General features: G+C 50.5%; 10 protein-coding genes. 6 read left to right on the forward strand and 4 right to left on the reverse strand.

Translation table 11 applies throughout. From position 1 onward, the window contains the following. The first annotated feature begins 165 nt into the window (after nt 1–165). The 6 genes from PHW04_00875 (at nt 166) to clpX (ending at nt 8,646) form a co-directional block, all read left to right on the forward strand. A complete protein-coding gene (locus tag PHW04_00875; protein MDD2714425.1) occupies nt 166–2,457 on the forward strand; it encodes a hypothetical protein in 2,292 nt (763 codons plus the stop codon). Between the two features lie 32 nt (nt 2,458–2,489). Next, nucleotides 2,490–3,635 (forward strand): AmmeMemoRadiSam system radical SAM enzyme, encoded by a 1,146-nt coding sequence (gene amrS, locus PHW04_00880; protein MDD2714426.1) that lies wholly within the window; start codon nt 2,490–2,492, stop codon nt 3,633–3,635. Next, entirely contained in the window at nt 3,596–5,182 is a 1,587-nt protein-coding gene (gene amrB, locus PHW04_00885; protein MDD2714427.1) for an AmmeMemoRadiSam system protein B, read from the forward strand. Before amrS ends, amrB begins: the two co-directional genes overlap by 40 nt. A 281-nt stretch (nt 5,183–5,463) precedes the next feature. Then, nucleotides 5,464–6,795: a trigger factor gene (gene tig, locus PHW04_00890; protein ID MDD2714428.1), complete on the forward strand. Its 1,332-nt coding sequence runs from the start codon at nt 5,464–5,466 to the stop codon at nt 6,793–6,795. Between the two features lie 8 nt (nt 6,796–6,803). Next, nucleotides 6,804–7,412: an ATP-dependent Clp endopeptidase proteolytic subunit ClpP gene (clpP, locus tag PHW04_00895; protein MDD2714429.1), complete on the forward strand. Its 609-nt coding sequence runs from the start codon at nt 6,804–6,806 to the stop codon at nt 7,410–7,412. Further along, entirely contained in the window at nt 7,405–8,646 is a 1,242-nt protein-coding gene (gene clpX / locus PHW04_00900; protein ID MDD2714430.1) for an ATP-dependent Clp protease ATP-binding subunit ClpX, read from the forward strand. Before clpP ends, clpX begins: the two co-directional genes overlap by 8 nt. Nucleotides 8,647–8,729: 83 nt before the next feature. Here the strand turns inward: clpX and PHW04_00905 are convergent, their stop codons facing one another. From PHW04_00905 to PHW04_00920, 4 genes are read right to left on the reverse strand one after another with little or no spacing between them, the layout of a single operon-like run. Continuing rightward, complete coding sequence (locus PHW04_00905) at nt 8,730–9,626, reverse strand: hypothetical protein (protein ID MDD2714431.1); 897 nt, start codon at nt 9,624–9,626, stop codon at nt 8,730–8,732. Between the two features lie 58 nt (nt 9,627–9,684). Then, complete coding sequence (locus PHW04_00910; GenBank protein ID MDD2714432.1) at nt 9,685–11,136, reverse strand: MBOAT family protein; 1,452 nt, start codon at nt 11,134–11,136, stop codon at nt 9,685–9,687. Beyond that, nucleotides 11,136–11,378 carry an acyl carrier protein gene (locus PHW04_00915; GenBank protein ID MDD2714433.1) on the reverse strand — a complete coding sequence of 81 codons (243 nt, stop codon included), beginning with the start codon at nt 11,376–11,378 and terminating at the stop codon, nt 11,136–11,138. The genes PHW04_00910 and PHW04_00915 overlap by 1 nt, the downstream gene beginning before the upstream one ends. A 12-nt stretch (nt 11,379–11,390) precedes the next feature. Next, a complete protein-coding gene (locus tag PHW04_00920) occupies nt 11,391–12,218 on the reverse strand; it encodes a type 1 glutamine amidotransferase domain-containing protein (GenBank protein ID MDD2714434.1) in 828 nt (275 codons plus the stop codon).

Genomic DNA, 12,218 nt, shown 5'->3' on the forward strand with positions numbered 1-12,218 from the left:
GTAGAATGGAATTCGTTGGACAGTTAAAGATCATCGGAGACTGTTGTCAGCCTGAGGGCGACAGCACGAAGGATGATTACAGCGTCAGATCCCCAAAGTGGGATTATTGATTGCAGATCAATAAGTGGACTCAACACTCAAACCGTTTTGGAGTAAAATGTTTTCATGAACGATCTGAAATACAGCCTCATCCATTCTTTGATCCCATCCCAGGCCGCATTCGTGTCCGGCATGACAGGCATCATCTGTCAGATCTTACTTCTGAGGGAACTCCTGGTGCTTTTTTCAGGGAATGAATTCGCCATCGGCTTTATCCTGGGCTCCTGGGTACTATGGGAAGCGGCCGGATCTTTGCTGGCAGGGAATCTTCTTGACAAGGTGGACGGAAGAAAAGCCTATTCTGTCTGCAATCTTCTTTTCCTGATCAGCTTTTTTGTAAACATTATGCTGATCAGAGATTTCAAGGTGCTGACAGGGACCGGAATGGGGGTGATCGAAAGCCTGACAGCTTCAGTGCTGCTGCTATTTCCGTCCGGGATCTCTCACGGAGCCCTTCTGGTGTTGGCAATCCGCTTGTTCGATGGAACAGGAGCAGCCGGATCCGGATTCGGCAGAGCATATTTTTTTGAAACCATGGGAACGATTGCCGGTGGAATTCTGGGCTCCTATTTTCTGCTTCCCGGAGTCATGAGTTTCTCAATCGCAGCAGTCTGCCTCTGCGCAGGTATCTTGTCCACTCTTCCGCTGCTCAAAGGGCGGACATTTTTCCTGGCCTTGCTGGTTCTTCTAGTACTCTCGATTTTCTCAGGGCCGGGTTTACAGAAACTGAATCAATTTACCCTCAGCAGGCAGTGGAAAAAAGAACCTGCTTACTATGGCAACAGTTTTTATCAGAACATCGCAGTAATCAAAGAAGAAGAGCAGTATACGTTTTTTACGGATGGAATCCCCAGGCTGACCCTGCCGCCTGCAGAAATAGAGGCAATGGAAGATTTCGTGCACTTTCCCATGCTGTCACAGGACAACCCTGAAGCAGTGCTTGTGCTTGGCAATGGAATAGGAGGAGTTTTACGGGAAGTGGAAAAATATTCCTCTGTCAGGAGGATAGACTGCCTGGAGCCTGACCCGACTTTTCTCGCGACTGTCTGTGATTTTTCGCGAAGGGCAGGCCTTTCCGAACTTGCCGATCCCAGAGTCACCGTGTTTCCTGAGGACGGCCGCTTTTTTGTGCAGCACAGCCTGAACGGAAAATCCGCGGCTTTTCCGGACAGGAGATACGACGTTATTCTGATGGGAATTCCAGCGCCTGACACGCTGCAGTCAAACCGTTTCTTCACTGCGGAATTTTTCGGAAACGCCGGACAATTGCTCGGAGACGGGGGGGTTTTTGTTTGCTCGCTCCCCGGTTCCCTGGCATATTACGGGCCTGAGCTCAGAAAATTAAATGCAGTGGTGCTGCATGCGCTGGAGCGGTCCTTCAGGCAGGTGGTTGTGCTTCCTGGTTATCAGAATCTCTTCCTGTGTTTTAATGCTTCCGTGGTTTTTCCGACTCCGGAGGGGCTGGCAGAAAGGCTTTCCGGATCCGGTATTTCCACGCTGGCGTTCAACAGGTATTCAATAGCTTCCCGGATGAGGAATGAATACCGGGACTGGTTTTACTCGGCCATGGCCGATCCTGCCGGATACAACAGCGACCGGAAGCCCATTGCGGTGTTTTATGATCTGGCCTATCGCAGCCAGATTTACGATTACAGGCTGAGCTGGATTTTCGGGGTACTTTCGCAGCCGGGATGGGCGATTGCACTGTTTCTGGCTGCTTGTCTGATCTCTGGCCTGACCGGAAAGATAAAACCCGCTGTGGCTTTCAGCCTTGGCAGCACAGGCTTTTCAGGGATGCTTTTTCAGCTTCTGCTTCTGTTCGGGTTCCAGGCGGCCTGGGGTGTCGTTTTTTACGAAACAGGGCTCTTCACTGCCTGCCTGATGGGAGGGATCGCCCTGGGTACATTCCTGACCAGCCGTTCGCTGGAGCGTGACTCAGGGAAGGGGTTTTTCGGATTTTCTGATCGACAGGCTCTCCTGGGGCTGGAGATCATTTTCTTCGTTTTTTTTCTTAGCCAGTCCCTTGTCTTCGGATTCATTGACCCTTTCTTGAGCGGTTCCGTGTCAATACACTGCTTCTTTCTGCTGCCCCTCTTTTTCACCGGAGTAATCATGGGCATGGAATTTCTCCTCTGCAATCGGATCTGCCTGAAGTCATCTCAGGCCGGTCAGGGGAGGGCAGCCGGCCTGATTTTTGCTTCAGACCTTTTCGGTGGTTTCCTGGGCGGAGTCATGAGCGGTTTTTTTATCCAGGCAGCTCTTGGCTGGCCTGCCATCTGTCTGATGCTGGCTGCCCTGAAGCTGGTCAGCCTGTATTGGCTGACTGTGGCATTTCAAAAAAAAATATTTGAGATATAATAAGAAAAAAATACCTCTTTTAAGGTGTGAAGATGAGACTCGCCTTTTTCTTTATTTTAATCAACGCAGTTTTTGATTTACCAGGTGGAATTCCGCTGGCCTGGGCTGAATCTGGTTTTAAGGCCGAACATCTGAATCACGTCACAGTCGAGGCGTCTGCACCGGGATACAAGGAAGCGCTTTATTACTCGATGCTTGACACCAAAGAGCGGACCGTCCAGTGCAGGCTCTGCCCTAAAAAATGCACGGTCGCCGAGGGAGCCCAGGGTTTCTGCAGGGCCAGGGAGAACAGGGACGGCAAGCTTTATTCGCTTGGTTATGGCTTTCCCTGCGCAGTGCATGTCGACCCGATTGAAAAGAAGCCATTTTTCCAGGTGATGCCAAAGACGCTCTCGTTTTCGCTGGCTGCTGCCGGCTGTAATTTTCGCTGCCAGAACTGCCAGAACTGGCAGATCTCACAGATTTCTCCAAAAGAATCCCAGAATCTGAAACTGTCTCCTGAGGAAATAATCAAGCTTGCCGGAGAAAAAGAATGCCGCAGCGTGGCTTTCACCTACACCGAACCCATGATCTTTTATGAATACATGCTGGATATCTGCAGGCTGGCGAAAAAGGCGGGTCTGCATACAGTCTGCCACAGCAACGGCTCCATCAACCCCGAACCGCTGCGGGAACTGTGCCCTGTTCTGGATGCGGCCAATATAGACCTGAAGGGCTTCAACCGGGATTTTTATCGCAATAACTGCGGCGGGGAACTGGATGATGTGCTCTCCACGCTCTTAGTACTGCACGAGCAGAAGGTCTGGATCGAGATCACCAATCTGGTGATACCGGGCATGAACGACGACCTGGAGCTGATCCGGAAAATGTGCGAATGGATCAGGGATAATCTCGGCACAGATGTGCCGCTGCATTTTTCCAGGTTTTATCCCTGCTATCGGCTGACCTCAATGACACCGACACCGGTGAGCACGCTCACTAAAGCCCGCGGGATAGCGAAAAAGGCCGGGCTGAAATTCGTCTATATCGGCAATGTACCGGGAAACGAAGCGGAAAATACAATCTGTCCCAAATGTGGGAAAATACTGATCAAGCGGGCCGGATACGAGATCCTGGAAATGAACATCGAGGAGGGAAAATGCAAATACTGCAAGGAAAAAATTCCTGGCATCTGGTAAATAGTCTCTTTCTTTTATCTGCACTGTATCTATTCTGCTGCGGTTGTTCGGCTGAGGACATACCTGGCAGGACGGTGCAGCAGCCGGCAGTGGCCGGGGCATTCTATCCTGCTGCAAAAGGCGAACTGGATTCAATGGTGCAGGGATTCCTGGAAAAAGCGAAATCCGATTGCCCGGCCGTGACTGGCGAGATTTTCGGACTGATTTCTCCTCACGCCGGCTATATCTATTCAGGCCCTGTGGCAGCTTATGGATATTCCGCAGTGGCAGGAATGAAATTTACCCGCGTGATTGTGATGGCCCCCACCCATTATGTTCTGTCCAGATGGATCGCCACGATCAGTCCTGAGGCCTTTGCTACGCCGCTCGGAGAAATTCCAGTCGACCGGGAATTGGTGAATCGCCTGACCAGTGAAGTGAGACTGGTGAAAGTAGATCCCCAATCCTTTGCAAAAGAACATTCCCTGGAAGCGCAACTGCCTTTTCTGCAGAAAGTACTGGGCAATTTCAAGCTGGTTCCGCTGGTTTTCGGAGCAGTGGACATCCGGGAGTGCGATGAGATTGCCCGAAAACTGGCCGATATCCTGCAGGAGGAACCGGGTAAAACCTTGATCGTGGCTTCCTCTGACATGTCCCATTATTTGACGGCTGATCAGGGAAACGCCATGGACAAGCTGGCGCTGGATCTGACCGTGAAGCTCGACGCCGATAAACTCTGGGCTTCGATGAGTAAGGAAGAATGCCAGTACTGCGGCGCTTCAGATGTTGTGACCATGCTCCTGATCGCGAAAAAGCTGGGGGCTTCAGTTAAGGTCCTCAAGTACGGCGATTCCGGAGATGCGACTGGAGACAAGCGCAAAGTGGTGGGATACGGATCAGTGGCGTTTTATCAGGAAAGTCCGGTTTTACCTGTCTCAGGTTCAAGCCTGAAGGCCAGGGCAGATACTGTTGAAACAGCAAAAAGGATTCAAAACAATACCAAGGAGGTGTCGGTAGACATGCTTTCAGAAAACGAACGGAAGAAACTTCTGAAAATGGCTCGTGAGACCCTGGAAAGTTATATCAGGGACAAGAAAGTCCCTAAATTCGAGGTCACTGAGGAAGTGCTGACGCGGAAATGCGGAGTTTTCGTGACTCTGAAGAAGCAGGGTGAACTGCGCGGCTGCATCGGCTATCTGGTAGGTGTAAAACCTCTCAACGAAGCGGTGGTGGACATGGCGATCAACAGTTCCACCAGGGACCCGCGATTTTCTCCTGTGATGCCGGATGAACTTTCCGAGATCACGATCGAAATCTCGGTGATGACCCCGCTCGTGAAAGTTCTCGACGTGAACGAGATCGAAGTGGGAAAACACGGCCTGGTAATCAAACGCGGCTGGAATTCCGGCCTGCTGCTTCCTCAGGTCGCGCCCGAATGGGGCTGGAACCGCGAGCAGTTCCTGCAGCACACCTGCAGCAAAGCCGGCCTGCCGACAGACGCCTGGAAACAACCCGGGACTGAAATCCAGTCATTTACCGCCCAGGTCTTCTCAGAGGACAAGCCGTAGCGGAAATAGATTGTATTCAATGAACAGCTTGTTTACCTCAAGAAGTTGGTAGGTTAGTATGTTGGTAAGTTTATAAGTTTCGGAATACTTAATTCCTTAACTTGCAAACTTACCCTCTTATAAATTTACAAACCCATTTTATTTTAGCCCATATGATTACTTGTTTTCCCTGGTCGATCAGCTGTTGACAGCTGTACAGTGGTCGGATTATATTAGTTTAACCGCCCAGCGCGGGTATTTTTATTTTTTGTGCGTTTTACAATTTATCGCGGGAGGAATAAATGGAAATCAGGGAAAAAGAACGCAATGACAAGCTCGGCAAGATCGTGTGGGAACTCTCCGCAGGGAAAGAAGAGATTGGAAAAGGAATCGACAAGTCCTATCATGAGGCCCAGAAATATGCCCAGATACCGGGATTCAGGAAGGGCAAGGTTCCACGCAGAATCCTGGAAGCCAAGGTCGGCAAGGACTATTTTTTTGACGAAGTGAAAAAAGAACTGGTAGAGCAAGGACTGAAAGAGCTGAGCGAGAAAAAAATCCAGCATCTCGCCGAAGACCTCAACATCGTAACAGCTACCACAGACGAAATAAAATTCGAAATCATCACCTATGATGTACCGCAGATTACTGCTCTGGATTATAAACACATCAAGGCAGACCGGGAAAGGGTCAATGTGGCCGACTCTGTGGTCGAAGACACTATCGAGACAATGCGCAAGCGAATGGCTGTGGTCAAGAATATAGACGACAGGCCCGCCGAAAACGGCGACATTGCTGTAATCGATTTCGAGGGTTTCGTTGACGGGAAAAAATTCTCGGGCGGGTCAGGGAACAACTCTCAGGTCAAACTGGGTTCCCACCAGATGCTGCCTGAACTGGAATCAGGGATAGTAGGCATGAAACCAACCGAATCCCGCGAGATTCCTGTTACCTTCCCGGCAGATTACAAAGCGAAGAAACTCGCCGGTCAACCTGCGGTTTTCAAGGTCACACTGCGTGAACTGAAGCAGGAAGTGCTGCCTGAGAAAGACAACGAACTGGCCAAAGACCTCAATTACGGCAGCATGGATGAAATGCGGCAGAAGGTCAGAGAACGCTATCAACAGATGAAGACTGAGGAAGTAGACAGCGCCGCCGCCTCCACGATCATCAAGACCATCGCCGAACGCATCAGGATCGAAGCGCCACGGCTGCTGGTAGAAGAAGAAATCGACAGGCTGGTGGAGGTTTTTGAAGAGAACGTGAAGCACAGTTACCGCGATTTCAAACTGGATTCTTACCTCAAGGAAACCAAGCAGGAACTGGAGAAGTTCCGGGAAAACTACAAAGTCCAGGCTGAGAACAACGTTAAAGGGCAGCTCGTGATCCAGGGAGTGATCAGGGCCGAAAATGTTACCATCTCCGAAGAAGAACTCAAGGAGAAGGCGAAGAAAGTTGTCCAGGGCATGGGACTTTCCGAGGAGTACGCTGAGAAATATTTTCAAAACAAGAAGCAGCGCAATGCCCTGGAGTCGGATCTCAAAGTTGAGCGGGCCATCAGAATTCTGATCGATTCAGCCGATATTACAGAAGTGGACAAACTTCCGGAAACGGAAAAAGAAGCCGAAGCATAGGAGGACCGATGCTAGTTCCAATTGTAATCGAGCAGTCTGCCCGCGGGGAACGCGCGTACGACATTTACTCCCGCCTGCTAAAGGACCGGATCATTTTCCTGGGCGGGGAAGTCGAGGACTACGTAGCCAACTTGATCATCGCCCAGCTTCTGTTTCTGGAAGCCGAAGATCCCCAGAAGGATATTTTTTTCTATATCAACAGCCCGGGCGGGTCAGTCACAGCAGGACTCGGGATTTACGACACGATGCGCTATGTGAAGCCGGACGTGGCGACTATCTGCATCGGTCAGGCGGCCTCCATGGGAGCAATTCTGCTCGCCGGCGGCTCGAAGGGCAAGCGCTATTCCCTGCGCAACAGCCGGATCATGATTCATCAGCCGCTTGGAGGAGCATACGGCCAGGCTACAGATATCGAGATCAGGGCCAGGGAAATTCTCAGGTTGAAAGAGCGGATCAATGAGATCCTGACTTTTCACACCGGGCAGAACGCCAAGAAAATAGCCAAAGATGTGGACCGCGACTTTTTCATGTCTGCCGACGAAGCCATGGAATATGGCCTGATCGATAAAATTCTGGATAAATCCACCCGCGAACCCGGGGAAAAGAAAGATGTTTAACCGCAAGCAGATCCGCTGCTCATTCTGCCACAAGGCCGAAGAGGAAGTCCAGAAGATCATCTGGGGTCCGGACAATGTTTTCATCTGCGATGAATGTGTTAAGACCTGCCAGGGTATCATTGAAAAGGGAGAGATGGAGAAGTTCGAGGAGCAGAGGGAAAAAGAGCTCCCCACTCCCAAGGAGATTTTCGCGGAACTGGACCGCTATGTAGTGGGGCAGGACCGGACAAAGAAGCGGCTTTCAGTAGCAGTTTATAACCATTACAAAAGAGTATTCCTCTCGGAAAAATTCCGTGAGTATACACCGAGCAAAAGTAACATTCTTCTGATCGGGCCGACAGGCTGCGGTAAAACCCTGTTCGCCCAGATCCTGGCGAAGATCCTCAATGTACCGCTTGCCCTCACCGATGCCACGCCTCTTACCGAAGCCGGATATGTAGGCGAGGATGTGGAGAATATACTGCTCAGGCTGCTGCAGGTTTCAGGCTTTGACCTGAAGCTCGCCGAAAAGGGTATCATTTATATCGATGAAGTGGACAAGATCGCCAAGACCACTCAGAATGTGTCGATCACCAGGGATGTTTCCGGTGAGGGAGTACAGCAGGCTCTTCTGACCATCCTGGAAGGCAAAATGGCCAATGTCCCTCCGGCAGGAGGCCGCAAGCACCCGCAGCAGGAATTCATCCAGATGAACACTCAGCATATCCTGTTTATCTGCGGCGGTGCTTTTGTCGGTCTGGACGGCATCATTCAGCGGAGATTGACCAAGAATCCGATCGGATTCGCGACAGAGGTGAAGGTGCGTTCCAGATCCAAACAGGATGACATCCTGAGCGAAGTGATCCCCGAAGACCTGATCAAATTCGGATTTATCCCTGAATTCGTGGGCAGACTGCCTGTGCTTTCAACCCTGCATCCGCTCAAAGAGGATCATCTTGTGCGCATCCTGACAGAACCCAAGGATGCCATGCTCAAGCAATATGAATATTTTTTCAAGCTGGAGGGCGTGGAACTGGAAGTGGAACCCAAAGCCGTCAACGCCATCGCCAAGAAGGCCATGGAATTGAAAACAGGCGCCCGCGGCCTGAAAGCGATCATCGAAGAAATGATGATGGATGTAATGTTCGAGCTGCCTTCGCTGACAGATGTTAAAAAGGTGCTGGTGACCGAGGAAACTGTTGCCGATGCTTCAAAATTCGTGATCGAAAGCAAGGCCCAGAAGGCCACAGCGTAAATAAAAATTAATATTTCCCTTGTAGAGACGCGCCATTGTTGAGGTGCGCTCTGTGCGCCTTTACAATGGCGCGTCTCTACTTTTTATAGATCGTTCGCGATCATCTCCGTGAATTTTTTTGCGCCAGCAGCATTCAGGTGATCTGCGTCGGAAAAATCGTCGTCTGAAAAGGCTTCTGAATTTGAATAGTCCAGATGTTTTATAGATTGACAATACCCGAGGCTTCTATAAAATTTGGCTTTCACATCTTCAGGGAAATATTTACGATAATAACTGCTGTATGGTGGTGTGACCAGTAGAAGCTTCACTCCTGATTTTCTGCACAGCGCTGCGGCAGCTTCGAGATTGGCGAGATTGTCAAGGATTACAGCAGAATCGTAATTGACCGACATGTGAGTCTCCACTTTCTTGAGTGCATCATTGTCCAGCACCTTTGGAGGATGATGCAGATTCAGATAGAGGAAGCCGTCTGGAGTGACCGTGTAATTACGTGGGTCAATGGCACGGGCATCATCGACCCGACCGGATTCGATACTGAAACCGGAATTTTTTTTCAAGAGATCTGGCAGTAAAGATTTTCTGTGAGTTAAAAACTGCGAATAGTAAAAGAAAGTCTTGTAACCCTGTTTTTCAGGCAGAATACCCCATTCCCTGTAATAATTGAGCGTATAGGACCTGACTTTTTTTGCTTCGTCGAATCCAAGTGAAAACCAGTCCACGCCTATGATCACTGCCGACAGTTTCTTCATCCTGCCCAGTGTTGATTCCAGAATTTTCAGGTCATAATAATGATCCTGGGACTTGAACGAGAGGTTGAAGGCGGGCTTAGCGAGAAATTCCGGGTTGATGGCGCGTTCCATGTGTGAAGAACCCAGGAACAGCGTTTCGATCGTTGCCATGGAGGCCCTAAAACCAGCGGCTTTCTTGCCATAAGTTGCATCCGCAGTGTAGATACTTCTGGCCAGGATTTCCAATAGCATGAACAAAACTGCGGTTCCAAGGCAAAAGAGGGCACACTTTCTTGCAAAAAGCAGTTTTTCAGAACTGGAAGTAGATAAACAGCTGTTCATCCATCACCCCATAGCTTACGATTGCAAAAAGCAGGAAGTAGCAGAACGTCCACCTGCACCATGCTTTCCAGGTGCCGTAAAATTCACCGAGTTCCTTCTCTGCCTGCCTGCGTTCCAAGACCAGCACGAAACAAATCATGGCAAGGACAAGAAAAAAATCCCAGTTCCCGAAATTATAGCGGTTGAAGCCGAGCAGGACTCTCCTGGCATCGTCAGGCAGCAGAAACATGGTCCTGATGATATGGAAGGCATCACCCGGGCTGCCGGTCCTGAAAAAGATCAGGGAAAAAGTCCAGTAACAGAAGGTCAGGGTTTTCGACAGGAGGGAATAAATCCTTGCGCCGATCAGTTTGGATATCTTCCTTCCTTTCTTCCGGAACAGCATTTCAAACGAAAGGGCCAGTCCCTGCAGCAGGCCGAAAATCAGGAAATTCCAGCCTCCTCCATGCCAGATCCCGCAGAGTGCGAATGTGATCAGCAGGGCAAGGGAAATCCCTGGAGTTCCTAAACCACGCAACCTGACAGCGAGAGGGGTATAGAGATAATCGAAAAACCAGGAGGAGAGCGTGACATGCCAGCGCCGCCAGAATTCGGAGATTGAAGCCGAGAAATAGGGGAGCCTGAAATTCACTGCCAGGCTGATGCCCAGCACTCTGGCGGCACCACGGGCCATATCCGTATAGCCGGACAGGTCGCAGTAAAGCTGGAAGGCATATAAAATCGCAGCCAGGATGAAGACAGGACCTGAAAATGTTTCCGGGGTATCGAAGTAATAAGACACAAAAAGAGAGATCCTGTCTGCCACCACCACTTTTTTAAAAAGCCCCCAGGACATGAGAAGGATCCCGTGGCAGGCATTTTTACAGGAAAAATCCGGGGACGAAACAAGCTGTGGAATCAGAGCCTGGGCTCTCCCGATCGGGCCTGAAAGCAGCTGTGGGAAGAAAGAGACAAAGAGGGCGAAAATGCCGAAATGCCGCTCTGCCCTGATTTTTCCCCTGTAAACGTCCAGCAGGTATCCGAGAGCCTGGAAGGTGTAAAAAGAGAGGCCGACAGGCATTATCAGGCTCAGAGCGTGTTCAGGCACCGGTATGCCATCCAGAGTCCACCATAGCCATGAGTCGAGATCTGAGAAAATGTCGTATTTGAACAAGCTGAGGATACCAAGATTTACGGTCAGACAAGAGAAAAGGGCCGCCTTTCTGCGGATCTCCGGACTGGGCGGCTCGATGGCCAGTGCTGCATTGTAAACGCTGATAGTTGATGCGAGAAGCAGCAGGGCATAGATCGGATTCCAGCACATGTAGAAGAAATAGCTGGCTGAAAGGAGCAGTTTCCATCTGTGGCGGGCAGGAAGCAGATAATTCAGGATCACTGCAGCCGGAAAAAAGAGCAGAAACTGGAACGAGTTGAAGGCCATCAGCGCAGCTTTCCTTTGATCAGGCCGCAGATCTGTCCGATATTCTGGAACGAGTAGATTTCCTCGGTTGTGAATCTGATCCCGAATTCGCGCTCCAGAGCGTTGATCAGCTGAAAATGGCTCAGCGAATCCCAGCCTTCAATATCTTTCGCGGTCGTTCCGTCGGTCAGAATGATCCGTTCGTCATCCAGCACATCGCGGAAAATGGCTGTGACTCTTGAGAGAAGTTCCGGGTGTGTCATCTGATAATACTATCAGAAATCCGGGAGGCAGTCATCGTAAAGGACCCCATTTTCATCCGGCGGAATCAGTTCCTGAATCAGAATGCGCATAAGCTGGGTGACTGAAGCCGGATTCTGCCCTGTGATCAACTTGCGGTCAGACACGACATTCGGGTCCCAGGGCGAGGCTGCCTGATAGGAAAATCCGCAGGATTTGAGTTTTTTTTCTACTGACAGAGGAAAATCCGCCATGTCGATCAGGGAAGCCTCGCGGTCTGAAAAACCGGTCACTCTGTACCCCCTGAATAGAAGCAGGCCTTTGGCGTCCAGAACATTGCACAGGCAGACGGCGGCCTGGCTGATCGCGGCCACAGGCTTGCCTTTTCCGTGAAAATCAGAAATGATTCCAGGCAGGGTTTTATCATTGGCAAGGTCCCAGAGCGATCCGCAGCCTCCAGCTATGTAAAGTGCGTCATAATCGTCGGGATTCAGGCTGGAAAGCGGCAGGCTCACTTCCATGCTTTTTCTGTATTTCTCGATGACAGGGGTTAGATAATGACTGGTGACTTCAGACACGAAGGAAGTGTCATAGCTTTTCTGGTCGCAGGTAAATGATCCGCCTGTGGGAGAGGCGATTTCGAATCCCAGGCCTGCGTGCCTATACATGCGCAGCGGTTCCAGCAGCTCGGAAGCCCAGAGCCCTGTTTCGACACCGCGCCCCGGGATTTCAGAGACATTGGAGACAACCACCAGGATTTTGGCGATTATATTTTTTTTTGCCTGGCTGGACCAGTACAGCCTGCCGGCCGTGAAAAGTGCTGCGAGTAACAGTACAGCCAGTGCAGCTGTTTTTTTGTTCAT

This window comes from Candidatus Wallbacteria bacterium, assembly GCA_028687545.1.
GTDB lineage: Bacteria > Muiribacteriota > JAQTZZ01 > JAQTZZ01 > JAQTZZ01 > JAQTZZ01.

Coding starts and splice junctions, on each gene's coding strand:
- PHW04_00875 (MDD2714425.1), top strand. CDS start 166: ATGAACGATCTGAAATACAGCCTCATCCATTCTTTGATCCCATCCCAG.
- amrS (MDD2714426.1), top strand. CDS start 2,490: ATGAGACTCGCCTTTTTCTTTATTTTAATCAACGCAGTTTTTGATTTA.
- amrB (MDD2714427.1), top strand. CDS start 3,596: ATGCAAATACTGCAAGGAAAAAATTCCTGGCATCTGGTAAATAGTCTC.
- tig (MDD2714428.1), top strand. CDS start 5,464: ATGGAAATCAGGGAAAAAGAACGCAATGACAAGCTCGGCAAGATCGTG.
- clpP (MDD2714429.1), top strand. CDS start 6,804: ATGCTAGTTCCAATTGTAATCGAGCAGTCTGCCCGCGGGGAACGCGCG.
- clpX (MDD2714430.1), top strand. CDS start 7,405: ATGTTTAACCGCAAGCAGATCCGCTGCTCATTCTGCCACAAGGCCGAA.
- PHW04_00905 (MDD2714431.1), bottom strand. CDS start 9,626: ATGCTATTGGAAATCCTGGCCAGAAGTATCTACACTGCGGATGCAACT.
- PHW04_00910 (MDD2714432.1), bottom strand. CDS start 11,136: ATGGCCTTCAACTCGTTCCAGTTTCTGCTCTTTTTTCCGGCTGCAGTG.
- PHW04_00915 (MDD2714433.1), bottom strand. CDS start 11,378: ATGACACACCCGGAACTTCTCTCAAGAGTCACAGCCATTTTCCGCGAT.
- PHW04_00920 (MDD2714434.1), bottom strand. CDS start 12,218: ATGAACAAAAAAACAGCTGCACTGGCTGTACTGTTACTCGCAGCACTT.